The sequence below is a fragment of the Anaerobacillus sp. QJM3NY_32 genome, assembly GCF_056173645.1.
Window position 1 is genome coordinate 994,746 of record NZ_CM149684.1, and the last position, 24,161, is coordinate 1,018,906.

Here is a 24,161-nt window from a genome sequence, read left to right on the forward strand (position 1 = left end):
ACTCCTCTCCGCCAGCGCATACAAAAAACCCTGGCACAACAAAATTGTACCAAGGTCTTGCGTACTAAATAGCTTAGCCCGATGAACCAGGTATCGTAATACCGTATTGATGATTCATCAGCCGTTACCGGTCGCTACTCCCCTTGTTACTTTAACTATAGCTCGGTTTAAATTTAAAGTCAACGAGAAGGATTGAACATTGTGTGAGTTTAATAGTAAAAGAAGGGAGGCAGTTAGGGTGAATCTAAATTTGTTAGTGATTGGTATTTTAATTCTGATTGTTTCTTATTTGGTAGGCGTAATGAAACAAACGTGGTTATTAGCTGGATTTAATGAAAAAGCGATTCGTGATAAAGCTAGGTTAGGAAGGGTGGTTGGCGGGGGATTTTTACTCCCTTTAGGGGTGATACTTATTCTTCATAGTTTCATTGCTTATCCATATGATCAATGGGTTCTTGCCTTTGCTATGATTAGTTTATTACTGATCGTTTCTGTGTATATCAATCAAAAATTAGTTGAGAAATAGCGGTTAATAGAGAATGGAACTTCCCTCTTCTCCAAAAAAATGAATGAAACTTCTTTCTCATCTCAGTCGTAAAAGAAGAAAGCGATTTATTGAGAGAGGAGGTAGAGAGATGATCGAAGTAATCGTAACGATTATTTTCTCAATCGTTTTTTTAATAGGGATCTATGTACAAGTAACGAGAAGAAAACGGATGGGTTTAACGGGCTTTAAATCAGCTATTTCCCCGAGTTGTTTCTTGATCAGTGCTGCGCTCAATCCTTTAGGCTACTGGTTTGGTTTCCTCGGATTATATAGTTTACTAGGATCAATGCTTTTTCTATTAATAGGAGCTTACTTTGTAAAAGAGATGCAGATGCCAAAAGCACATGAAAGAAGGGAGAACGTATGAAGGGGAAGGCTATACTATTTACAGCATTACTTATGTGCATTACGATGATGAGTTTGCTATCCATTTACTACATACATAAACCTTCCGATGGTATTGCCATTGAAGTAATGATCTCTATGGCTGTTGGTGGAACGTTCATACTACTACAGTGTAAGGGGAGAAGTCGTAGTGGGGAGGACAAAGAATGAAGTTGCTAAGAGTTTTCTTGTTGGTTGTTATCATTGGCGCTGCTAGCAGCATCGCTTGGCTCGGTTTTTCTGGTGGGAACGAAAACCTGTTTCGATTAGTCATCAGCATCACCGTATTCGCATCTCTTTGTTTCTTTTATATAGAAGAAACAAAGAAAAAGCAGCGAAGAGTGACGCTGATTTTCATAGGACTTAGTCTTTTTTCAGTAGTAGCTGGAATTGTTCAATTAATGAATAGCTAACAAGCGCAATAGGTCAACAGAGTCCCTAATGGATTCTGTTGTTGTCTACTTCTCCATCAGATCGATAAATTGTTGCAGCGGTGGTGAAATCCATTTTCGTTTTTTGTATACAATCTGCGTGTAGAGAGTGATGTCATTCGAATGAAATGGAAGAACGGCAACAAGCCCATTTTGAATTTCTCGTTCAACCGCTATTCTTGGTAGAAGCGCAATTCCGAGTTGATCCGCGACACATTGCTTAATGGCTTCAAGACTACTGAATGAAATGATCGACTTCGCTTGTACGTTTGCATCTTTTAGCCATTTTTCTAGAAGAACTCGATAGGCGCAGCCTTCTTCGGTCAGAATGAGCGTTTCCTCCTCTAATTTCTTTAAATTCAATCCATCAAGTTTTGTGAAGTGATGTTGGGGAGGGGCAATTATGACCATTTCTTCCTGACGAATGGGGATCGTTTTTAGATCAGGATGATGTTGTAATTGGTCTAACAAAATAGTGATATCGTACGTGCCATCTACTGTGCCACCAATTAAATTTTGACACTGACCCGATTCAAGTCGGATGCGTAATTCAGGATGCTTTTCTTTGAGCGCTTTAATATAAGGCGTAATATAATACGCCGCAAGTGTTTCGCCAGTTCCAATGCGAATGGTCCCTTTTAAATTGGCATCCGTTCGAAGATGAGCTTCTGCTTCATCTGCAAGCTTGATGATTTCCTTCACGTAATCATGAAGCTGTTCTCCTGATGGCGTTAATCTCATTTTCCTTCCAACACGCTCAAACAATTTCACGTGATAAAAGTCTTCAAGCTTCTTGATTTGCGTCGTTACACTGGACTGAGCATAACCGAGTTCTTCTGCTGTTTGTGTGTAGCTTCCTGATCGAACGACTTCATTAAAAGTATAAAAGTAATTTAAATCCATCAAACCCTCCATTAATAATTTCGATAGTTAGTATCAATTATTATAGATAACGTTGATGTTTGTTGCAATGATATACTTCTAATGAATAGACGCTTCACTGTAAAAGGAGAGTGTAGTATGAAGGTTTTGGCACTATTAGGGAGTACTCGTGAAAATGGTAACTCAGAGTACCTAACAAAAAGAATGCTCGAAGGTACGAACCATACGATCGTTTCTCTTGCAGATAAACACATCAATTCCATTGTCGATGAGAGACATTCAGAAGAAGGGTTCTCACCAGTAGAGGATGATTATGAGGAGTTGCTTGAACTAGTGTTAACGCATGATGTTCTCGTTTTCTCAACACCTCTATACTGGTATGGGATGAGCGGTCCAATGAAGAATTTCTTTGATCGCTGGTCGCAATATTTACGTGATGAACAATTAAATTTAAAAGAAGAGCTAACAAAGAAAAAAGCATATGTGATCGTAACAGGCGGAAGCAGTGCGAAAATGAAAGGACTTCCTCTTATTCAGCAATTTAACTATATCTTTGAGTTCGTGAAAATGGAGTTCGTCGATTACGTCATCGGTAGCGGTGTGAAGCCGGGGGAAGTAAAGGAAGATCAGTTAGCGCTGGATAAGATAGCGAAGTGGAGAAGTGAGTTTTAGAGAAAGCATGGAAAAGGACGAGATCACTGAGATCTCGTCCTTTTCCGTGTTTTTTTATTGTCCGTTTTGAAACTGCTGATCGAGTTCCCTTAATTTATCGTACGACTCGACTAGGTCATCAGGAACCAATTTCCGCCCAAAATCCCAGGCATTTCGTTCGATTTCAGCAAGAAACTTTTGCTGCTCCTCTTCTTCCTCATACATTAAAATCCTGAGGTCATGTCTGTGCTTCTTAAAATCTAAGTAGTACCCGATCTCATGATATAAAAGGATTTTCGCGATATTTTCTTCGGTTTCTTTTAGTTTGAAATTTACTTTGGCTTGATAGCCATTCAATTGTAAGTAGTTAAACTTAATTGTATTCGTCGATACGTTATAGCTCATAGGAGCGTTTAGCTCATTGTTAAATTCATAGTTGATTGGTAATTGGTGAAATGCCAATGTGTCTTTAACCAATTCTTCAATATCCCATATATATAGCATGTTTTTAATCACTACCTTTTTTGTAAAGCTTTTCTCGTTAATGCCTTATTTTAAACTATCCACCGCAATACTACCACTATTTTTTCAAGTTGAAACAGTGTGGATTAAAAAAAGGGACATTTCAGCTGAAATGTCCCTTTGTAACGTTATAGAAAGATAAAGTAAAGAATGAACAAAGCACCGAGTGTATACATGATCGGATGAACCTGCTTCCATTCTTTTTTCGCGATCATTGCAAATGGATAAAGAATGAAACCGAGGGCGATCCCTGTTGCCACGCTAAACGTGAGTGGCATCATGATGATGGTGACAAAAGCAGGGATCACTACTTCTAATCTGCTCCAATCAATTTGCTTCACTTCTGTTGCCATAAGGGCACCAACGATAATTAAGGCTGGGGCCGTTACTTCAGGTGTTATCACGCCAAGAATGGGTGAGAAGAAGAGAGCAATGAAGAAGCAAATCGCAATAACGACAGATGTGAATCCAGTTCGGCCACCAACGGCAACGCCAGCAGATGATTCTACGAATGAGGCAGTCGTTGATGTACCGAAGATCGCTCCAACAACTCCAGATGTAGAATCAGCAAGTAGCGCGCGTCCCGCATTCGGAATTTCGTTATTTTTCATAAGTCCGGCCTGACTTGCCACGGCGATAAGAGCACCCGCCGTGTCGAAGAAGGCCACGAATAAGAATGTGAAAATAACTGCTAGAATTTCAGGCGAGAAAATATCTCCTAAATGTTGAAAGACAACACCGAAAGTTGGTTCAAGACTTGGTACCTGTCCAACAACCGACCCTGGTACTTGGACAAGACCAATGATCATTCCAATAATCGTGGTGATGACAATACCATAGAAGATACCACCGCGAATGCCGCGTATTAACATCATTAAGGTAATAACAAACCCAAAAGCAGCTAAAGCCGTCGTAGGATTTGTAAGCTGTCCGATCGAAATAAACGTTTCTTCGTTTCCAACGACGATTCCTGCATTCTTAAGTCCAACAAAAGCGATAAAGAAACCAATTCCAGCTGCAATGGCGTGCTTTAAGTCTTTTGGTATGACGTTAATAATTTTCTCTCGTATTTTAAGTAAGCTAAGAATCATAAAGATAATCCCGGCTATAAAGACGCCTGTGAGTGCAATTTCCCAATCAATTCCCATCCCAATTACAACGGAGAAGGTGAAGAAAGAGTTTAATCCCATACTCGGAGCAATGCCGACAGGGAAGTTTGCGAGTAGGCCAATTAGTAAGGACCCGACGATTGCAGATAGAGCAGTTGCTGTGAAGAGTGCGCCTTTATCAATGCCTGCTTCACTAAGGATAATGGGGTTAACAACTAATATATATGCCATGGATAGAAACGTTGTAACCCCAGCTAACGTTTCTTTTCGGTAATTCGTTTCCCGCTCAGTGAACTGGAAGAAGTTTTTCATGATGGACCCTCCTGATCAATAAAAAAAACTCTGGCCAGCAACCAGAGTCAAATCACAAGGAATATGAATGTATTCATTATTCCTTGTAGACAAGCCATTTTCGGTAGCTGGTAGAAACGTTCAGGCCGTATTCCTGAACTTATACAAGGTTTATTTAGATGAAATTTATAACGAGAATCATAACAATGAAAAAAAGGAGGGTCAATCATTTTAATGAATGTTCCAGTATTCAATGTTTTCACACTTGTATTACAAATGTGTTAATGATTAGCGAAATGTTAAAAATTATGTAATTTGTAAGAATATGAAACAGTCAAGCTTTTTTTGTGGTAATGTAATAAAAAGACAAATGATAAGGGAGAGCGCTATGTTGCTACAAAGCCTTGAAGATGAAATTCATACGCTGCGAATGGTGCTTTATGATCTAGGACAAGAAGCTGACGATTATTCAAGTGGGAAAATACTTCTCTTAAGTAAACGATTAGATGAGAAAATAGTGAAGTATCAAAAGCTGAAAAAATACACACGCAACCATTAAGCTTACATCATATAACAAAAAACAAGCTACCTCATCGAGAGGTAGCTTGTTTTTTGTTTACTTATTACTTATTCATGTAGCGGTCAACTTCCCACTGACTTACGTTAAGGGAGTATTCGATCCACTCTTTTTGTTTCTCTTCAATATATACTTTTGAAGTATGATCTCCTAATGCTTCCATAACTACCTTATCTTCACGAAGTGACTTGATTGCTTCTTTCAAGTTAGTTGGAAGTGTTGGAACGTCATCTGTGCTTACTTCATACAGGTTACGCGTTTCTGGTGCGCCAGCATCAAGATCATGACGAATACCTTCAAGTCCAGCATGGATAACAGCAGCTAGCGTTAGGTAAGGGTTAGCTGTTGGATCTGGGTTACGAATTTCAAAACGAGTACCCATGCCACGAGTTGTTGGTACGCGAATCATACAGCTTCGGTTAGAGTGAGACCATGCCACACTTACTGGTGCTTCATAACCAGGAACGAGACGCTTGTATGAGTTAACGTTCGGGTTCGTAATGGCAGCAAGACCATTTGCATGTGAAAGAATACCAGCCATAAATTGCTTCATTGTTTTAGAAATGCCCTCTGGATCGTTCTCATCATAAAATGCGCTTTCGCCTTCAGTGAAGAGGGAAAGGTGACAGTGCATACCAGAGCCGTTCTGACCTGCGATTGGCTTCGGCATGAAAGTAGCATGATAATCGTGACTTGTCGCAACGTCTTTTACAACGTTTTTGAACGTCTGGATGTTATCAGCTGCTTTAATGACGCTATCGAAACGGAAGTTGATTTCATGCTGTCCCTGAGCTACTTCGTGGTGGGAAGCTTCCATTTCAAATCCAAATTTCTTAAGTGTACGGACGATGTCACGACGTACCTGGTCACCTTTATCTTTTGGTGAAGCATCAAAATAACCTGCGCGGTCATTCATCTTACGAATTGGATAACCGTCTTTATCTAGCTTGAAAAGGAAAAATTCTGGTTCAGGGCCAACGTTTACTGTATAACCCATATCCTCAGCTTCCTTCATCGCTCTTTTCAAAATGTAGCGTGGATCCCCTTCGAAAGGTTCGCCGTCTGGTGTATGAATATCACAGATAAAGCGAGCGATACAATCCTGATCAACAGCGTCCGGTAGGACTTTGAATGTTTCAAGGTCAGGGAAGAGATACATATCACTTTCCTGAATATCAGAAAAACCTGCAATGGAAGAGCTGTCAAACATTGCTTCATTATTCATAACGCTTTCCAGTTCTTCAATTGGAAGTTCAACGTTTTTTGTTTCACCAAGCATGTCCGTAAATTCAAGACGAATAAATTCGACTTTCTTTTCTTTTGCTTCCTTCATGATGTCCTGTTGAATACTATTCTTTGTTAGTGTCATGGATTAAATAACCTCACCTTTAATTTTTTTGTTAGTGTCCATTCTAATGATATTTACAGATAATTGTGTTTTTATGTAAGGATTCCTAACATAAAAGTTAAAACACAACAATTTATTTGAATATGTCAGTAATAATAACCTTAGATAAGAGGGGATAAACCACTTTTTTTCTCACAAAAATTTCATAAAGAGACAGAAAGCGCATACAAAACCTTCTATGAAGACATTTTGAAGAATTAAAATTGTTCGTTGATATCTAGACACATGTATTGAGAAGTGTTATCATTCTAAATGATAATGAATCTCAATATCACCAAAGGGGAGAGGTACATATAATGAAAGTTACAAAAAAGAAGGTTACTTTTATCTTGATGCTTGTGCTCGTTCTTATGTTAGCAGCGTGTGGGAACGAGAATGAGAAAAGCGAATCAAGTGAAGGTGAGAAAACCAATGAGATGAAAACTTTTACGTTGCCTGATGGGCAAGAATTTGATATTCCAGCTAATCCTGAACGAATTGTTGCAACCGATTACGTTGGCTACTTCCTGGCGCTTGGAATTACTCCAGTAGGAGCTCCAGATCAATTTGTTCTTGATAATCCTTATTTTACAGAAGAACAAATTGCGGATATTGAAGATATTGGTACGCCGCCATCTGTTGAGAAAGTAACGTCGCTTGACCCGGATTTAATCATTGTGACGGACCAAGAACAATACGATCTCCTTTCTAAAATTGCCCCAACTGTCCTAGTTCCATTCGGAGCATATGATTCACTAGATGAAGAAGTAACGGCTATGGGAGAAATCGCTGGTAAAGAAGATGCAGCGAAAGAGTGGATTGAACAGTTTGATGAAAAGGCAGCCGCAGCGCGTGAAGAACTAGACGGTGTGATTGGGGAAGACGAGACGGTTGGCATATACGAAGTACAAACAAAAGATTTCTATGTTTTTGGAGATAACTTTGGTCGTGGTGGTCAGGTCATCTACGACGCTCTTGAGTTAAAAGCACCTGAGAAGATTCAAAAAGAAGTGATTGAAGGAGACAACTGGAAACAAATTTCACTAGAGGTATTGCCTGAATATGCAGCGGATCACATGTTTTATACCGAGTATGCCGCTGAGGATAATCAAGATGTACTAAAGGAAACGAAGGAAAGTGCTCTTTGGCAGAACCTCGATGCTGTGAAGAATGGTCATCTCTATGAAATGAACTTTGAAGAAATGTATTACTATGATCCAATTGCAGTAGAAGGTCAGCTAGACCAAATCGTGAAAACATTTAAAGAAAACAATGAATAATGAAGAAATCCTGGTGCCTGGCACCGGGGTTCTTTACTACATAAAGCAAGGAGTTATCACATGTCAAAGAAAGTTGAGCCGACTGCAAAAATAGAAGATCAGCTAGCTGTTCAGTCGCGACCTGTTACGGCTATGCTTATTTTAGTTGCTGGTAGTGCGGCCCTCATTCTGAGTCTTGGACTATCAATCGCGCTTGGAGCAGCGGATATAAAGTTAATGACAGTGTGGCAGGCGATTTTTCAATTTGATCCAACCTCAACAGAACATTCGATCATTCGGGAATTTCGAATGCCGCGTTCAGTTGCAGACATATTAATTGGAGCAAGTTTTGCCGTTGCTGGTGCTATCATGCAAGGGGTAACGCGAAATCCTCTTGCTGACTCAGGGTTACTAGGTTTAAATGCAGGAGCAACTTTGATGATTGCGCTTAGCTTTGCCTTTTTCCCGGGTCTATCTTATAACAATTTGATGCTGTTTTCCTTTATAGGTGCTGGTATTGGGGCTGGACTAGTGTTTGGTATCGGTTCCTTATCAAGAAATGGTCTCTCGCCTGTTCGGCTTGTGCTTGCAGGGGCTGCTGTGAGTGCTCTCTTTACTGCTGTAAGTGAAGGAGTCGCCATTCATTTTCAGCTATCACAGGACCTTGCCTTCTGGTTTGCCGGAGGAACAGCTGGTTTGAAGTGGCCACAAATTCAGATTCTATTGCCGTGGATCATTGTAGCCCTCATAGTGGCGCTGTTTCTTTCCAAATCGATTTCGTTACTTAGTCTTGGAGAAGATGTTGCTGTTGGTCTAGGGCAACGTACGAAATTAATAAAAGCGCTAGCAGCAGTTGTTGTACTAGTGTTAGCAGGTGCTGCCGTGTCAGCTGTTGGTCCAATAGGGTTCGTGGGCCTAGTAATACCACATATAGCAAGATTTCTTGTTGGTGTTGATTATCGCTGGATTGTCCCATGCTCAGCCGTTCTTGGAGGACTCTTGATGATTGTTGCCGATATGGGAGCAAGAATGGTTAATGCGCCATACGAAACGCCAATCGGAGCGATATTTGCTCTTATCGGTGTTCCTTTCTTCCTCTTTGTAGCGAGACGTGAAGGGAGGGAGTTATAGTGGATCTAGATTCTTTATTTGACGCACAGCGGAAACGGAATCGCCGCCGGTATTTCATTATGGCGACTTTTCTCTTATTGATCGTTATCACCTTTTTAATTAGCTTGAATACTGGATTAACGAAATTAAGTCCTCTTGAAGTATTGAACACGCTAGTTGGAAATGGAACAGAGCAACAATCGTTGATTCTATTTGAATTTCGCTTACCCAGAATTGTGATTGCTGTTCTCGTCGGTGCTGGTCTTGCCATTTCAGGCTGTATCCTCCAAGGCATCTCCCGAAACGCCCTTGCAGATCCGGGGATCCTTGGAATCAATAGCGGAGCAGCCTTAATGGTCGTGATTTTCATTTCTTTCTTCCCAAAAACAACGGATGCACCCATTCTACTCATGCCGTTTCTTGCATTAATTGGTGGATGTGCAACGGCCATCATCATTTATGCCCTTTCTTATAGTAAAAGAGAAGGATTGATGCCCCAGCGGTTAATTCTAAATGGAATTGCCATCGCCGCGGGTATTGGTGCCCTTATTACAATCTTAACGCTGCGAATGGATCCATTCGATTACCAATTCATTGCCATTTGGCTTGCCGGTAAGATCTGGGGAACGACGTGGGTTCATGTTCTAACGTTACTGCCGTGGATTATCGTTTTATTTACGTTCATATTCTATAAAGCGAGGATGCTAGATGGATTAACTTTTGGTGAGAAGCTTGCGACCGGAATGGGTGTGAAAGTAGAGAAAGAGCGTTTCTTGCTCCTAGGTGCTTCTGTTGCCCTTGCATCTGCTTGTGTGTCAGTTAGTGGCGGAATTGGTTTCGTTGGTCTTGTTGGCCCACATCTTGCTCGACAGTTAGTCGGCAATGATCACCGATTCCTATTGCCGTTGTCGGGTCTTGCTGGTGGACTTGTCCTTTTAGTAGCTGATACGATTGGTCGAACGATTCTTGCACCATCAGAAATTCATGCCGGTATTATGGTTGCGATTATAGGAGCTCCATACTTTTTATATTTACTTGCTAGAGCAAAAGCTTAGGAGGCGAACGATGTGAAGAATGAAATATATGACGTGACGATCATTGGCGGAGGGCCTATTGGCTTATTTACAGCTTTTTATAGCGGTATGCGCGAGCTTAAGACGAAAGTCATTGAATACCTTCCGCAAGTTGGTGGGAAAGTGACCTACTTCTATCCAGAGAAAATTCTACGAGATATTGGAGCAATTCCTGGCGTCTCCGGAGCTGATTTGATTAAGCAGCTTGAAGAACAGGCGAGCACATTTGATCCAACAATGGTGTTTGGGGAACGAGTAGACGATCTTGAGCGAGCAGAGGACGGAACCTATATCTTAACGAGTCATAATGGAGAAAAGCATTACACACGGACCGTTATTTTAGCGATAGGACATGGGACGCTTGGAGTGAAAAAGCTTCCAGTTGATGGCGCGGAGCATTTTGAAGGGAAGAACCTTTATTATGCCGTGGATCGTGTGGAAAGCTTCAGAGGTAAGCACGTTCTGATTTCTGGAGGAGGCGATTCGGCGATCGACTGGGCGAATCGGCTTGAACCAATTGCAGATAAAGTAACGATTGTTCATCGCAGAGAGGCTTTTAGTGGTCACGAAAGTAGTATCACAGAGATGAACAACTCGGAAACGCACATCAAATGTTCGTGCTACGTATCTGACGTGATTGGTAAGGAGCGTATTGATCAGGTTGTTCTTACTCATGTCGACACAGGTGAAAAAGAAGTAGTTGAAATCGATGCCCTCCTTGTTAATCATGGATTTAATCTCGACTTAGGCGGCATTCAAAATTGGGGAATGACGATGAACGAAGGAAAAGTCGTTACGGATGCAAAAATGGAAACGAGTATACCAGGTGTTTTCGCAGTAGGAGATATCGTCACATATCCCCATCGTTTAACGCTCATAGCAGGCGGTCTTGCGGAAGGACCTAAGGCGTTAAATAGTGCGAAAGCCTTTCTTGATCCTGAGGCTGAAACGATGGCGATGTATTCTACACACCATAAAGATTTTGTAGAAGTATAAGCGGAGGGAGTGAGTGTGGTGATTCAAACAGAAGATCTTAAAATCGGTTATCAGGAAAACATCATTGTAGATCAGCTGAATTTATCCATACCTGAAGGAGAGATTACGGCTCTTGTTGGAGCGAATGGATCAGGAAAGTCGACCATTCTCAAAACGCTATCTCGATTAATGAAGCCAAAAAGTGGAACGGTTTACCTTGATGGACGTGCCATTCATGAGCAGAAAACGCGCGACCTTGCGAAGGAGTTAGCGATCCTTCCTCAAAACCCCACGGCACCAGAAGGGCTAACGGTTCTAGAACTTGTCACATACGGGCGCTTTCCACATCAGAAAGGACTAAAAGCTCTTACGTTAGAAGATAAAGAAAAAATTGCCTGGGCGATCGAAATGACGGGAATCGGAGAGTTTGCCAACCGTCCGATTGACCAGCTTTCTGGTGGTCAGCGCCAGCGCGCCTGGATTGCGATGGCGCTCGCTCAGGATACGAAAATTCTTTTTCTAGATGAGCCAACCACTTTTCTCGATATGGCCCATCAGCTTGAAGTGCTTGAGCTTCTTCAAAAGTTAAATATTCAAGAAAACCGCACGATTGTCATGGTCGTTCACGACCTCAATCACGCCAGCCGCTACGCTGGTCATATGGTGGCGATCAAAAAAGGGAAAGTGAAGAAAACGGGCACTCCGCTTGAAGTGATGAAATCTGATGTATTAGAAGATGTGTTTGGTGTTCGAAGTGATATTATTTATGATCCTCGTTCTGGCCAACCGCTTTGTTTACCTTATGGATTATGTAACGAACTAAGTTATGCTGCTGTGAATGAATGAGCCTGTCCTATTATGGGGCAGGTTTTTTTGATGAGAGACGGAAGGTTATTCTGATAAGAAGGATCAGTTTCTTGTCTGGCGAATGCCTATAGTTATGGAGTTGGGCTGGGGAATACTTTTGTTTCATTATCCATTATTTTTATTCACCGGAGGGATATTCTTGATTAAAGAAATGAAAACGAAGGAACAGTGGCTTGATGTCTATCAGATTATGAAGGAGCTTAGGTCCCATTTGGATGAGAAAGAGTATCTCGCTTTAGTGGAAGAAGCTCAACGTAAGGATATGTACCGACTTTTCGCTCTTTACAAAGGAAAAGAAATCGTGGCGGTGACTGGATTCAAGCCGATGATAACACTTTACTACGGACGGTTTGTTTGGGTATGTGATCTTGTCACTAGTGAACAACATCGTTCGAAAGGGCACGGTGAAAAGCTGCTATCGTTTGTTGAAGAGTGGGCAATTGAAAGTGGGTATGGTGCAGTGGCTCTTTCTTCAGGCATTGCTAAAAAAGAGGCTCATCGCTTTTATCAAGAAAAGATGTCGTATGATCAGGTAAGCTATGTGTTTAAAAAGGTATTGAAGTCATAAACTCTGATCTTAGTAGATTTGTTTCACTGAATGCTATACTTGGTTATAAGACTAATGAAGGATGTGGCAAAGACGTGAGAAGACTAGGACAGACAAATTATGAGATTTCTCCGATCGGCCTCGGAACGTGGCAATTTAGTCAAGGTAGCGGCTTAATTGGAAGCTATTTCTCTACGATTTCTGAAGCCGATATGGACGCAATTGTGAAAATGAGCTTAGACGGCGGGATTAACTGGTTCGATACAGCGGAAGCTTACGGAAAGGGAAAGTCAGAAGAAGCCCTTGCTGGAGCGTTAAATCGTCTTGAAATAAAAGAAGAAGATGCGCTCATCGCGACTAAATGGTGGCCGCTTTTGCGTACAGCAGGATCGATTACAGGAACGATTCAAAAACGAAAAGACGCATTAAAGGGTCGGCGTATTGACCTTTATCAAGTGCACCAACCGTTTTCCTTCTCCTCGCCAGAAAAGGAGATGAATCAAATGGCCTCGCTCGTGAAAGAGGGTCATATTGGCGCTGTTGGTGTAAGTAACTTCAATCGCGATAAAATGGATCGTGCGATTCAAGAGTTGAACCGTCACGAAGCAAGCCTTGCTTCTAACCAGATGAAGTACAGCTTACTCGATAGAAGAATTGAGACAAACGGTGTACTCGATCTTGCGAAGCAAAACGGTGTGACGATCATTGCCTATTCTCCACTTGAACAGGGGATTTTAACTGGAAAGTTCCATGGTCATCCCGACTTAGCAGCAAACCTTTCTGGACCGAGAAAGCATATGTCTCAGTTCAAACCACAGGGATTAGCTAGAACGCTGCCACTTATTAATGTGTTAAAAGAGATTGGGAATGCTTATGGCGTGGGAGCAGGACAGGTGGCATTAAACTGGCTCGTTCATTTCCATGGAGACACGGTTGTAGCCATCCCAGGAGCTTCGAAATTAAAGCATGCAGAAGATAATGTGAAAGTGTTAGGATTTAAGCTGACACAAGACGAGATGAAGAAAATTGATGAAGAGTCAAGAAAAGTTGCGAAGATGTAATGGAAAGTATGTGTTCTAGCCCGCTCACTTTTATTTTGAGAGCGGGCTATATTTTTAGCATGCTTGTTCTGAAACTAGAGAAGCCCTAGTAACGTAAGTAATGAAAAGGGGGGAGTTAAATGACTGATCGTCCGATAATTAAAATTGAAAAGTCGATACTTCAGAAACTGTTTGATATAGCTGGATTGGTTTTCTTATGTCTTTCTCTTGGTTATCTTTTGTTAAATTGGTCAGGTCTCCCATCAGAAGTTCCCATTCATTTTGATGTAGCGGGTCAAGCAGATCATTGGGGAAGTAAACTGGTGCTGTTCTTTCTACCTATTTTTGGAATTTTACTGTGGGGTGGATTATCTATGTTAGAGCGCTATCCGCACGTATTTAATTATGTAGTTCACATTACAAAAGGCAATGCTGAGCTACAGTATCGAACGGCAGTTGCTCTTATTCATTTTTTAAAGAACACAATCGCTCTCATGTTTTCAGTTATAACAATCGAAACCATATCAATGGCAAATGGTTCACAGGTTGGCTTAACACCATGGATTCTTCCTGTATTCCTCACGCTTATATTTGGCTCAATTATCATATGTATCATTCAATCAATTAGGTGGAGGTAAAGGGGAAAGTTCCCATCTGATTTGGAGTGAACGAAATGAAGCGTATATATATGAAGAAGAGTAATAAATATGTGGTTTTTGATAGAAATTCCAAAAAAAATCTGCAGAAATTGAGCTTCCGTGTATGGTATAGTGGAGGAGAAGTTTAAACTAAATACATATGTAAATGCTTCATACACAGTTGTATTGTGAATGGAACATTCGTGGGATAAACGAAAGATAAAGGAGCTACGCTATGCTACGCCATGAAGAAGATGTGAAAGTGTTCGCTTTGAACTCAAATCCGGAGTTGGCTCAAGAAATTGTAGAGACACTTGGGGTTAAAGTTGGAAATTGTTCCGTTAAACGCTTTAGTGACGGTGAAATCCACATGAACGTTGAGGAAAGCATCCGTGGTTGCGATACATACCTTGTACAATCGATCGCAGGCTCAGGAAACGACTATTTGATGGAGCTCTTGATTATGATTGATGCATTAAAACGAGCATCAGCTAAAACCATTAATGTTGTGCTACCGTATTATGGATATGCAAGACAGGATCGAAAGACGGGACCAAGACAGCCGATCACAGCAAAATTGATTGCGAATATGCTAGAACGTTCGGGCGCAACGCGCGTGTTAACAATTGATTTGCATGCCAATCAAATTGAGGGATTTTTCAATATCCCAGTTGACCAAGTTTCTGGTATTCCGATCCTTGCTGAATATTTTGAGAACAAAAATTTAGAAAATGTTGTTGTTGTGGCACCCGACAATAGCAGTGCGCTTCGTGCACGTAAATTAGGGTCAATGCTAGACGCGCCAATCGCTTTGATTGATCGTCGCTCTTATGACACAGGAGAACCATCCACTGTGAATGTTATTGGTGATGTTCAAGGGAAAACAGCGATTATTATTGATGATATGATTGATACTGGTAGAAACGTTACGTTTACGTCACGCATTCTTGAAGAGAACGGTGTGAAAGACGTCTACGCGACATTTACCCACGCTGTTCTTTCTGGTCACGCAACGGAAGAAATTGCTGAATCGAACATTAAAGAAGTGGTTGTAACGAATACCATCTCTCTTCCAGATTCAGAAGATCTTGATAAAATTAAAGTCCTATCGATTGCTCCGCTACTTGCTGAAGCGATTCGAATCGTTCAGGAAAAGCTTTCGATTAGTCAAATACGCTAACATGATGAAGGGAACTGATGACTCAGTTCTCTTTTTTTATATGGAATTGTTAATGAATGTTGTTGATCTTGGTCATCAGAGAGCTGAAAGGCGAGTGAAACTATGATTTCACTCGAATGAGCCAAAATCGAGGTATCAACAATATAAGCTAACATAGCTATTTTGTTGCGGCATTTCGAATTAGGGGTAACTCAGGATTGCGAGTCACTCCCGTCATCGACTTGTATTAAACTTGCCTGCATGATGTAACGATCTGGTGCGGAGCCGAGGTAATCAAACGGATAGCACGTGGTGAGTGTGAGAGTGGGGGAATTCTTATCCACAATAACGCTACGATCATGCTCGTCTGTAATCCACGTTTTGCGGATTTGATATTCATATGTTGTATCGTCTAATGTGAGGTAAAGACGATCACCTTTTTTTAGTTGATCAAGGCCGTCAAAAACGGTATCGCGGTGTCCTGCAAGTGCAGTGTGGCCTGCTTGACTTGGTAAAGTTGTGAAATCTGTGTCATACATACCAACTCCCTGTTTCAACGTTTGTTCATCGGTTCCCCAATAGATCGGGTAGAGATATCCTAATTGAGGGATTGTTAATTCACCGATTTTTTCCCCTGTTTTCGCATGAAATGCTTCACTTGATGGTGTAGCATCACTTGTCTGAATCACTTCTCGATTAACTGTCTTTTGATAACCAGTTTCCTCCCAATTCCTTGAAATGGCCTGGGCTTTTTCAGGTTGAAAGGTTGTGACACTCTTCTGACTCCACCATTCATATCCGCTCCAGCCGGTTAAAATCAGACCGATTAAAATGAGTAGAATACTGAGCTTGTTTACCACCATTGATCACCTTCTTTAGAAATCGAGATAGGCGTTCGCCTATCTCGATGGGATGGTATGTGCATTAAGAGTGGACGCGTCTTTTTAATAGTAGAAGAGAGCCGAATGCTGCGATAGCAAGTCCAAGCAACATATAAACAGGATAGCTAGTTGCTGTATCGGCCATTTCAGCGCCTTCGCTGTCAGCTGCTTCTGAGCTTTCTTCACTAGTCATTTCTTCATCGGAAGATTCGCCGCCTGATGTTGCTTCTTCATCAGATGAAGTAGATCCACTATAGGAATGAGTTTCACAAGCTTCTCCATCATTGTCACGGTCAAGGCCGCTTGGGTCCGCATCAGGGTCATTGCTTTCATAATAATTTTGCGCTTCTTCTTGAGAAGAGAAGTCATCACAATTCTTATCATCCGCTGCATACCCTACGTTCGTAAATCCAAATACCAATAAGAAAGTTGCTAACAAAGAAACGAGTTTTTTCATCTTCTTCCTCCCCGGATTAAGTATTTTTTTGCCATCCCTTGTTATATGGTAACAGTTTCCAGTGGATAGTTCATGTAATATGTCAGAATAAATAGAATAAAGAGAATATTTTACTACGGTTAGAAAATGAGTTTCAGTAATGAGGGAATACCTGGGGAATTTAATTTTTCGAGTGAAGAGTGATCTATGCTGATCTTTTTTCCGTTAGCTTTGTATAAAGAGAAACTTCTCTAGGCAGGGAAGTTAGGCGGAAAAGGAGATGGATCGAGTGAAGAGACTATCACTTACTATAGGGATTACCTGTTTGTTAGCGCTAGGCGCATGTTCAGGAGCTGGGGATGAGGCTGGCGGAGGAAATGACGCCACTAATTCTAGTGAAGAGGCGAGCCAATCTAGTATGAACAGTGAAGAGGCTGGTAGTATGTCGAAGAATGAGGAGACTGAGTCTTCAGAAGAAGAACAAATGGATGAGTCTTCCTTTAAGGTTATGATCTCTGAAGAGAAGACAGATGAGCACGAAGGTCATGGTGCACACGTTAGCATCTCTCTTGAGAATGATGAGATGAATCCAGGTGTTCTGATGACAACAATTACTGAAGAGGAAGAGCTCCTTACAGAAGCTAATGTGCGTTTTGAATACTGGAAAGAAGGAGAAGAAAAGCATACCTACACAGAAACAGAAGAGAACGGTGAAGGCATGTATGAGGGGACATCAGAAATCTCCGATCCAGGAACGTACAAGCTGAAAGTTCATGTTGAGAAGGGGGAAGAGCTTCATACACATAAACCTTATGTGCTTGAAGTCACGGAGAAATAAGTGTGGAACGGAAAAGGCGCAGTGGAGAAAATCCACTGCGCTTTTTTCGACATTTATTGAGTTTATTCGGGCGGTGACAGGCACCATTATCCCTTCAATACTTGATCTATAGCGTAAGCAACGCCGTGCTCAGTATAGTCTTTAGTCACCCAGTTTGCGGCTTCTTTGACGCGGTCTTGAGCGTTACCCATTGCGACACCAAAGCCAGCTTCGCGTATCATCGCAATGTCATTCATGCTATCGCCAACGGCCATGACATTCTCCATTGAAAGGTCAAGCCAGTCGCAAACTTTCATGAGTGCTGCAGCTTTATTAACGCCAGATGGATTGATTTCAAGGTTTGTTGGGCTTGAATTCGTTACTTCAAACGCCTCATTCGCTGTGACTTCATCAGTAATGATTTTGCGAATATCATCGTCTTTAATATCAAAGCCAAATTTCAACCATGTGTAGTCATTGATTTCTCGGTCAAACGGCTTTTGTGTATTAAATACGCCTTCTGTTGTAGATGACCAGAAATACACATCATGCTTCACTTTTAGTTCCCACAAACGTTCAACAAGTTCATAATCCAGGTGAGAGCTATCAACTAGGTTTAGTTCTTTATCAAAAATCTGTCCGCCGTTTACTGTAACTAAGTAAGCGGAGTGTCCAAGTTGTTCTGCGATATCTCGGCAGAAAGGCAGTGAGCGTCCCGTGCTTAACACGACGTGAATGCCTTTCTCTTTCGCGCGCTGAACAGCCGCTTCATTTTCTTCTGACACGTCTCCGTCATGATTGACAAGAGTGCCATCCATATCTAATGCAATTAGTTTGATTTCTTTTTCCATCTCTACCACTCCTATTTTTCGCTATCTCTATTTTAATACACTTTTTTGTCGAACTGTAGTCGTGATCCCTAAGACCTGATATTGCATTTAACGATTATAACATGATTGTGCCTAAGAGGTTAGAAAGCAGGGATATTAAAGCTTTATCTCATTTGTTAGGAGGGTGCGTAGCCATAATCTCGTTTTTTCATCGGAAAATAGATGAAAAATTTTAAATTTTCACAACGTATTTCTACAAAAAAACCTATAACTAATTTCCAAAAATAAGTTTTATCGTTTCTTTTTCGAGGAACTGAAAAAGTGGACTGTTCGTATCACCAATTTGGTGAAGCAGCTGCCTCATTAGCTGAGGAATCATAAAAACCAAAGAGGTGAAAGAAATGAATCCGGAACAAATTGGATTCGCGTTGTTGTATATCGGTGTTTTTCTTCTAATAGGGAAGATCATTCGTTTGAAAGTAAAGGTCTTACAGAACTTATTCTTACCTTCCTCCATTATCGGTGGATTTATCGCATTGCTTCTCGGGCCACAAGTGCTTGGGAAAATTATGCTGAACTTCGTTTCTGAAGATCATTTTCTCGCAAATGGAATTATGACGGGCACAATTATAGAAGTATGGTCAGCATTACCAGGTTTAATGATTAATGTTGTCTTTGCATCACTATTTCTTGGAGCAACAATGCCAAAGCTCCGAGATATTTGGACATTTGGTGGTCCACAACTAGCATTCGGTTGGGCGATTGGCTGGGGACAATATGTGATCGGTTTACTCGTCGCCATTCTAATCTTAACCCCATTCTTCGATATACCGGCTATGGCTGGGGCGCTGATTGAAGTAGCGTTCGAAGGTGGTCACGGTACGGCTGCAGGTATGGCAAGTACATTTGAAGAGCTCGGATTTGAAGAAGCATTTGACCTCGCTATCGGTCTTGCGACGGTAGGTGTGCTTTCAGGTGTTATCTTCGGTATTATTCTAATTAACTGGGCCGTTCGTAGAGGTAAAACCAAAGTGATCAAAGACGTGAATGGCTTCTCTGATCTACGTAAGCAGGGCATTATGGAATATCAAAATCGTGAACCAGCGGGTAAAATGACGACTCGCCCTGAATCAATTGAACCTCTATCGTTTCACTTATCAATTGTGATGCTTGCGATTCTGATCGGTTGGTTAATTCTTCAGGGGTTAATTGGTCTAGAAAGTATTACGATTACAAATTGGACAGGCTCAAGCTTCATGAAGTATATACCGCTATTCCCGATCGCGATGTTCGGTGGTATTATTCTTCAAGTCTTCTTCAGCAAGAAAGATAAATACAATCTTGTTGATCGTCGTATGATCAATCGTATTCAAGGACTTGCGCTTGATGTGTTAATCATCACAGCCATCGCAACAGTTTCCCTTGATGTCATTGGTGAGTATCTCGTGCCATTCTTAATATTGGCTGTAGCAGGAATTTCATGGAACTTATTTGGTTTCCTTACCCTTGCTCCAAAAATCATTCCAGACTACTGGTTTGAACGAGGTATCGGTGATTTCGGTCAATCAATGGGTGTTACAGCAACTGGATTGCTACTAATGCGCATCGTTGACCCTGATAATGAATCTCCAGCATTTGAAGCATTTGGTTACAAGCAGCTCGTCTATGAGCCGTTCCTTGGCGGTGGACTAGTAACGGCGCTATCTGTACCATTCATCGTTCAATTTGGTGCGGTAGCTGGCCTGATTTTCTCGATCATTATGGTGATCGTAGGGATCTTATCAGGTATCTTCTATTTTGGTAAAGGAAAGCATATTAAGAATAAATAAAAGCAAGCGCCATTCCTATTTTTGGGAATGGCGTTTTTTTCGTGAGAAAAGTGAGCAACAGTTGGGATCGTGTGAACCTTATGAAACGATCTCCCTTTTGAGAAATGAAGTTCTAGTAAATTAGAAACTTTTCCCTAATTGCGATATAATTAACAGAATATATCGAATTTGCAACATATCATTTAAACTCTCCCAAAGGAGGCATCATTGCATATGGTCACTTCCCATAATCGCCTTCAACCAATAACCGTAACCCCGCCTTCGCTCCAAGATATTTGGATCGCTAAGAAGCGCATTGCATCATTTATTAAAACAACCCCTCTCGTTCAATCAGAAAGACTTTCAAGTGTAAGTGATACAGCGGCTTATCTTAAATTAGAGAACCTTCAGGAAACGGGTTCGTTTAAATTGCGGGGAGCAGCCAATAAGATTCTGAGTTTGTCAGAGGAAGAACGGAAGAAAGGTGTTACGACGTTCTCTACCGGTAATCACGGATTAGCGGTGGCTTATGTAGCAAGGCTGCTTGGAGTGAGAGCACATATTTGCATCTCGAATCGCGTTCCTATAAATAAAGTGAAGAAGCTTAGTGAGATGGGAGCGGAAGTTCGAAAAGCTGGTCAAAATCAAGATGATGCTGAGGCGTTTAGCTATGAACTGCGAGATCGGGAAGGGATGACGGTTATTAAACCATTCGATGATCCTGAAGTCATCGCTGGACAAGGAACGATTGCACTTGAACTACTTGAAGAACTTCCGAACCTCGATACGTGCGTGATCCCTTTGTCAGGAGGAGGCCTTCTATCAGGAATTGCACTCGGATTGAAAGCGACGAATCCGAACATTCAGGTAATCGGAGTTTCAATGAAGCGTGCAGCTGTGATGTACGAAAGTGTTCGCGCGAATCGTCCCGTGATTATACCTGAAGAAACAACGCTAGCTGATAGTTTACTAGGTGGGATAGGGACGGATAATCGATACACGTTCACGATGGTGAAGAATTACGTGGATGATATCGTGTTGCTTTCAGAAGAAGAGATTGCGCGTGGCATGTCCTTTCTATTCCGACACCATCAGATTGGAGTTGAAGGAGCTGCAGCAACAGCTGTTTCAGTCCTTTTACATAAAAAAACGAGAAAAATAGGGTTGAGAACAGCGGCGCTTGTAAGCGGGAGTAATGTGGATGTTGACCGTTTGCTTGAGATCATTTCCGCACACAAGGATGATGAAGATGGCTGTTAATCTTTGGGAAATCACAACGTTACCAATGCTTGCGGATGCAAGAGTCCTTTCTGGAAAGTCTCATCTCGAACAAAAACAAGTCGAGTGGGTCTCAGTAATTGAAACACCTGTTGAAAATTTTGTGCGTCAGTATGAGTTCGTTCTTTCCACTGGCGTGGGTCTTGGCAACGATTCAGATGCTTTGCTTCGTTTTGTCCAGGATGTTTATGAATCAGGCGCTTCAGCCCTTGCCCTTGCAACAGGTCGACATTTATATGATATTCCAAAACGGGTGATTTCCTTCGCAGAACAGAGGGGTTTTGTTCTTATTGAAATGACCTGGGAAATTCGGTTTTCCGATGTGATTCATTCTTGTATGGAGAAAATTAATCACTATCAGCAGGAAGAGCTGAAGCGATCAGAAGAGGTACAGCAACGTCTCTTAGAAATGGTTCTTCAAGGCGGGAGCTTTTCAGATATAGCTCGTTATGTTCATAAACATCTCAGCTCTCCTGTCCTGATCACTGACCCTTTAGGAAGAGTGAAAGGCAAAGCAGGGTGTACCACTGAACATGTTATTCATTGGCAACGCCACTGTGAGTGCCATGTGACCGTTGTTCATGATGGAAATCTTCATCCTCTTCATAAAAAAATGGAGAAAATCGTCATTGGTGATACTCCTGGACTGTTGATGAGAATTCAGTCTGCAGGTAAGGAACAGGGTCAAATGGTGATATTTTCCGTTAATCATCCGAACAATTTGGATACGAATCTTCTTGAGCATGCCACAACTGCTGCGGCCCTTTCTTTTCTAAAAGATAGCGCGATTGAAGAGACGGAAATACGATTAAAGGATGATTTTATTCTTAGTTTAGCAAATGGAGAATTTGTATCGAAAGAGCGTCTTCTTTCAAGAGGAAAACTCCTCGGATATAACCTCACGCTACCCTATGTTTGTGTTGTAGGGGAACTTGATAATCTTGAGGAGCTATTCAGAAAAAATCAAGATGGATTTGCTTCTTACCAACACTGGTTTGAAAGTATGATCTATTATGTGAGCGAGGAAATTCTTCTTGCTGGAGAAACGATTCAGAAGAGAGTTCTGACAACCGTTCAAGAATCGAAGCTACTTATCTTTCTAGAAACGACCCCTGGAACGAATGAACTTGTGAATCAATACCTCGACTTATTGGAGAGGAGGTTGAGCCGATTGCTTCCTGGGGTCTTGCTTACTTGGGGGATCGCGCAGCATGGTGATGGCGTGATTGTTTTCGAAGACAGCTACAGTAAAGCATGCGTAGCTCTAGAGCTTGGAAGAAAACAAAAAGGCGCGGGCAGTCGAATTGATTATGAAGATACGAAAATCAATCGTTTGTTGCAACGTCTCTCGTATGATAAGGATGTGCAGGAGGTTACGATGTCAACGATCACCCCGCTCGTTGATTACGATGAGAAGCGAAAGATGGATCTTATCGGTACGTTCACTGCCTATCATTTAAATAATGGGAACGTAAGTCAAACCGCTCGAAAGCTCAATCTTCATAGGCAGTCTCTTCTGTATCGACTAAGAAAAATTGAATCGTTGACAAGGCTATCTTTAGTGAATCCTGATGACGTGTTTTTACTTGATTTAAGCATCAAAATTTGGTCGGTTGGGTTAAGAGATTCCGACGTTTTAAAGGAGGGACGCTTTTGACTTCAACGGAATTAAGTCATGATCATTTGAAGCTGAATGAATTAAGCTATATTAAGATAAATGCGCTTCTCCTACTAGCTATTCTTCCGTTATCAATTATTGGATACTTTCTAGCGGTATCGAACGAATCGTTGTTTTTTGTTTACGAATGGTCCCTTGTCGTCCTACTTTCTTGTACTTTCCTATTGTCGATTGTTACTGCATTGGTGTACAAAAGTTCCTTACTATGGCTATCATTCTCTTTTTTAGCTTTCATTCTTCAGTTTGCAGTGTTCTGTCTGTTTATAGGCCCTTATACATTTTATCCGCTGTTCTTTGCTTACTATGCAATGGCTACTATTTCGTTTATTGTTTCGATTATCACTTTTAAAAAAGGTCTACCTTATAGGTTTATTACGGTGATTTTCATGATTGTAACGGTCATTATGACATTTTATATGATTCTATTGCACAGTCTATGGGGAGTGAACTGGATTTAGGAGCTGTCTTATTTGAACATACTTTAAACGTAATGGAGGCGAATGAGTGATGGCGACTGCGAAAGGCAAATTACTTCAGGAGTTTAACGAAGCATTTATACGAGGGAATAAGGAAATTGTTTTAAATAGTGTGACAGATGATATTAAGTGGAATATGGTAGGCGAAGATGAAATTAGTGGAATAGATGCATTCGAGAGAGCGTTTCAGGAGATGCCTCGAGAAGGAAAGATTGAATTAACCATTAAGACGATTATTACGCATGGCATCACTGCCGCTGTCGAAGGAACAATTCATACAACGAATGACTTAGAAGAGAAGAAAGTCTATGCTTTCTGTGAAACCTATCGATTTAATAAGTTCAAGGATGGAAGAATTAAAGAAATAACAACTTATATTATTGAAGTAAAATCGTAATGTTCAGAAGGTGGTACCCGGGTGGGGGTACTGCCTTTTTTGTTTACAAGAGAACTCTCATGATTAAAATTGTCTAAACCGAAAAGGTAAACTTCATACAATTTAGCGGAT

The 24,161-nt window shown here is 41.3% G+C and carries 28 protein-coding genes and 1 riboswitch; of the genes, 21 read left to right on the forward strand and 7 right to left on the reverse strand.

Annotation, left to right across the window (positions count from 1 at the left end; translation table 11 throughout):
• Positions 1 to 238: 238 nt before the first annotated feature.
• From AC0VYH_RS05355 to AC0VYH_RS05370, 4 genes are all read left to right on the forward strand, one after another.
• Positions 239 to 526, forward strand: coding sequence for a DUF3784 domain-containing protein (locus AC0VYH_RS05355; RefSeq protein ID WP_430245713.1), 288 nt, complete (start codon positions 239 to 241; stop codon positions 524 to 526).
• A gap of 109 nt (positions 527 to 635) precedes the next feature.
• Complete coding sequence (locus tag AC0VYH_RS05360) at positions 636 to 914, forward strand: hypothetical protein (protein ID WP_430245714.1); 279 nt, start codon at positions 636 to 638, stop codon at positions 912 to 914.
• On the forward strand, positions 911 to 1,102 hold the full coding sequence (locus AC0VYH_RS05365) for a hypothetical protein (protein ID WP_475366780.1): 192 nt from the start codon (positions 911 to 913) through the stop codon (positions 1,100 to 1,102). Before AC0VYH_RS05360 ends, AC0VYH_RS05365 begins: the two co-directional genes overlap by 4 nt.
• The gene (locus AC0VYH_RS05370; RefSeq protein WP_427392234.1) at positions 1,099 to 1,344 is read left to right on the forward strand and encodes a hypothetical protein; all 246 of its coding nucleotides are present in this window, start codon (positions 1,099 to 1,101) and stop codon (positions 1,342 to 1,344) included. The genes AC0VYH_RS05365 and AC0VYH_RS05370 overlap by 4 nt, the downstream gene beginning before the upstream one ends.
• 45 nt (positions 1,345 to 1,389) lie before the next feature.
• On the opposite strand, the gene AC0VYH_RS05375 is transcribed toward AC0VYH_RS05370, so the two are convergent.
• The gene (locus tag AC0VYH_RS05375; protein WP_475373405.1) at positions 1,390 to 2,265 is read right to left on the reverse strand and encodes a LysR family transcriptional regulator; all 876 of its coding nucleotides are present in this window, start codon (positions 2,263 to 2,265) and stop codon (positions 1,390 to 1,392) included.
• 117 nt (positions 2,266 to 2,382) lie between these two features.
• Between AC0VYH_RS05375 and AC0VYH_RS05380 the strand changes: the two genes are divergently transcribed.
• Positions 2,383 to 2,916, forward strand: coding sequence for a flavodoxin family protein (locus tag AC0VYH_RS05380; protein ID WP_475373406.1), 534 nt, complete (start codon positions 2,383 to 2,385; stop codon positions 2,914 to 2,916).
• Positions 2,917 to 2,970: 54 nt separating this feature from the next.
• Here the strand turns inward: AC0VYH_RS05380 and AC0VYH_RS05385 are convergent, their stop codons facing one another.
• Positions 2,971 to 3,399, reverse strand: a complete 429-nt coding sequence (locus AC0VYH_RS05385) for a hypothetical protein (RefSeq protein WP_194220553.1) — start codon at positions 3,397 to 3,399, stop codon at positions 2,971 to 2,973.
• Between the two features lie 146 nt (positions 3,400 to 3,545).
• A complete protein-coding gene (locus AC0VYH_RS05390) occupies positions 3,546 to 4,838 on the reverse strand; it encodes an NCS2 family permease (protein ID WP_475373407.1) in 1,293 nt (430 codons plus the stop codon).
• Between the two features lie 66 nt (positions 4,839 to 4,904).
• A riboswitch (purine riboswitch) is annotated at positions 4,905 to 5,005 on the reverse strand.
• 200 nt (positions 5,006 to 5,205) lie between these two features.
• Here AC0VYH_RS05390 and AC0VYH_RS05395 point away from each other — a divergent pair.
• Positions 5,206 to 5,376: an aspartyl-phosphate phosphatase Spo0E family protein gene (locus tag AC0VYH_RS05395; RefSeq protein ID WP_194220555.1), complete on the forward strand. Its 171-nt coding sequence runs from the start codon at positions 5,206 to 5,208 to the stop codon at positions 5,374 to 5,376.
• A gap of 64 nt (positions 5,377 to 5,440) precedes the next feature.
• On the opposite strand, the gene glnA is transcribed toward AC0VYH_RS05395, so the two are convergent.
• Positions 5,441 to 6,763 (reverse strand): type I glutamate--ammonia ligase, encoded by a 1,323-nt coding sequence (gene glnA / locus AC0VYH_RS05400; RefSeq protein WP_475373408.1) that lies wholly within the window; start codon positions 6,761 to 6,763, stop codon positions 5,441 to 5,443.
• 335 nt (positions 6,764 to 7,098) lie between these two features.
• On the opposite strand from glnA, the gene AC0VYH_RS05405 reads away from it, so the two are divergent.
• The 9 genes from AC0VYH_RS05405 to AC0VYH_RS05445 all read left to right on the forward strand — a co-directional run bounded on the left by AC0VYH_RS05405 (position 7,099) and on the right by AC0VYH_RS05445 (position 15,470).
• Positions 7,099 to 8,061 carry an iron-hydroxamate ABC transporter substrate-binding protein gene (locus tag AC0VYH_RS05405; RefSeq protein WP_475366783.1) on the forward strand — a complete coding sequence of 321 codons (963 nt, stop codon included), beginning with the start codon at positions 7,099 to 7,101 and terminating at the stop codon, positions 8,059 to 8,061.
• 60 nt (positions 8,062 to 8,121) lie between these two features.
• Complete coding sequence (locus AC0VYH_RS05410; protein ID WP_430245726.1) at positions 8,122 to 9,171, forward strand: FecCD family ABC transporter permease; 1,050 nt, start codon at positions 8,122 to 8,124, stop codon at positions 9,169 to 9,171.
• A 59-nt stretch (positions 9,172 to 9,230) separates the two neighbouring features.
• On the forward strand, positions 9,231 to 10,205 hold the full coding sequence (locus tag AC0VYH_RS05415) for a FecCD family ABC transporter permease (protein WP_475373779.1): 975 nt from the start codon (positions 9,231 to 9,233) through the stop codon (positions 10,203 to 10,205).
• Between the two features lie 12 nt (positions 10,206 to 10,217).
• Complete coding sequence (locus AC0VYH_RS05420; RefSeq protein WP_475366785.1) at positions 10,218 to 11,219, forward strand: NAD(P)/FAD-dependent oxidoreductase; 1,002 nt, start codon at positions 10,218 to 10,220, stop codon at positions 11,217 to 11,219.
• 15 nt (positions 11,220 to 11,234) lie between these two features.
• Entirely contained in the window at positions 11,235 to 12,044 is an 810-nt protein-coding gene (locus AC0VYH_RS05425; protein ID WP_194220560.1) for an ABC transporter ATP-binding protein, read from the forward strand.
• A gap of 172 nt (positions 12,045 to 12,216) precedes the next feature.
• Positions 12,217 to 12,633, forward strand: a complete 417-nt coding sequence (locus AC0VYH_RS05430; RefSeq protein WP_475367461.1) for a GNAT family N-acetyltransferase — start codon at positions 12,217 to 12,219, stop codon at positions 12,631 to 12,633.
• Between the two features lie 74 nt (positions 12,634 to 12,707).
• A complete protein-coding gene (locus AC0VYH_RS05435) occupies positions 12,708 to 13,673 on the forward strand; it encodes an aldo/keto reductase (RefSeq protein ID WP_475373409.1) in 966 nt (321 codons plus the stop codon).
• Positions 13,674 to 13,792: 119 nt separating this feature from the next.
• Positions 13,793 to 14,290, forward strand: coding sequence for an SdpI family protein (locus AC0VYH_RS05440; RefSeq protein WP_475366788.1), 498 nt, complete (start codon positions 13,793 to 13,795; stop codon positions 14,288 to 14,290).
• A 235-nt stretch (positions 14,291 to 14,525) separates the two neighbouring features.
• Positions 14,526 to 15,470: a ribose-phosphate diphosphokinase gene (locus tag AC0VYH_RS05445; protein ID WP_194220564.1), complete on the forward strand. Its 945-nt coding sequence runs from the start codon at positions 14,526 to 14,528 to the stop codon at positions 15,468 to 15,470.
• 191 nt (positions 15,471 to 15,661) lie between these two features.
• Here AC0VYH_RS05445 and AC0VYH_RS05450 read toward each other — a convergent pair whose 3' ends face one another.
• Positions 15,662 to 16,312 carry a class D sortase gene (locus AC0VYH_RS05450; protein WP_475373410.1) on the reverse strand — a complete coding sequence of 217 codons (651 nt, stop codon included), beginning with the start codon at positions 16,310 to 16,312 and terminating at the stop codon, positions 15,662 to 15,664.
• A 61-nt stretch (positions 16,313 to 16,373) separates the two neighbouring features.
• On the reverse strand, positions 16,374 to 16,787 hold the full coding sequence (locus AC0VYH_RS05455) for an excalibur calcium-binding domain-containing protein (protein WP_303530082.1): 414 nt from the start codon (positions 16,785 to 16,787) through the stop codon (positions 16,374 to 16,376).
• 268 nt (positions 16,788 to 17,055) lie between these two features.
• On the opposite strand from AC0VYH_RS05455, the gene AC0VYH_RS05460 reads away from it, so the two are divergent.
• Entirely contained in the window at positions 17,056 to 17,604 is a 549-nt protein-coding gene (locus AC0VYH_RS05460) for a FixH family protein (RefSeq protein ID WP_475366790.1), read from the forward strand.
• A gap of 86 nt (positions 17,605 to 17,690) precedes the next feature.
• Here the strand turns inward: AC0VYH_RS05460 and AC0VYH_RS05465 are convergent, their stop codons facing one another.
• On the reverse strand, positions 17,691 to 18,449 hold the full coding sequence (locus AC0VYH_RS05465; RefSeq protein WP_371018191.1) for a Cof-type HAD-IIB family hydrolase: 759 nt from the start codon (positions 18,447 to 18,449) through the stop codon (positions 17,691 to 17,693).
• Between the two features lie 365 nt (positions 18,450 to 18,814).
• Here AC0VYH_RS05465 and AC0VYH_RS05470 point away from each other — a divergent pair, with 365 nt between their 5' ends.
• The 5 genes from AC0VYH_RS05470 to AC0VYH_RS05490 all read left to right on the forward strand — a co-directional run bounded on the left by AC0VYH_RS05470 (position 18,815) and on the right by AC0VYH_RS05490 (position 24,050).
• Positions 18,815 to 20,242 carry a sodium/glutamate symporter gene (locus AC0VYH_RS05470; RefSeq protein WP_430244659.1) on the forward strand — a complete coding sequence of 476 codons (1,428 nt, stop codon included), beginning with the start codon at positions 18,815 to 18,817 and terminating at the stop codon, positions 20,240 to 20,242.
• A gap of 213 nt (positions 20,243 to 20,455) precedes the next feature.
• Positions 20,456 to 21,481, forward strand: a complete 1,026-nt coding sequence (locus AC0VYH_RS05475) for a pyridoxal-phosphate dependent enzyme (protein ID WP_475366791.1) — start codon at positions 20,456 to 20,458, stop codon at positions 21,479 to 21,481.
• Positions 21,471 to 23,156 (forward strand): PucR family transcriptional regulator, encoded by a 1,686-nt coding sequence (locus AC0VYH_RS05480; RefSeq protein ID WP_475366792.1) that lies wholly within the window; start codon positions 21,471 to 21,473, stop codon positions 23,154 to 23,156. Before AC0VYH_RS05475 ends, AC0VYH_RS05480 begins: the two co-directional genes overlap by 11 nt.
• On the forward strand, positions 23,153 to 23,635 hold the full coding sequence (locus tag AC0VYH_RS05485) for a hypothetical protein (protein ID WP_430244650.1): 483 nt from the start codon (positions 23,153 to 23,155) through the stop codon (positions 23,633 to 23,635). The genes AC0VYH_RS05480 and AC0VYH_RS05485 overlap by 4 nt, the downstream gene beginning before the upstream one ends.
• 49 nt (positions 23,636 to 23,684) lie before the next feature.
• Entirely contained in the window at positions 23,685 to 24,050 is a 366-nt protein-coding gene (locus tag AC0VYH_RS05490; protein WP_475366793.1) for a nuclear transport factor 2 family protein, read from the forward strand.
• Positions 24,051 to 24,161: the final 111 nt, after the last annotated feature.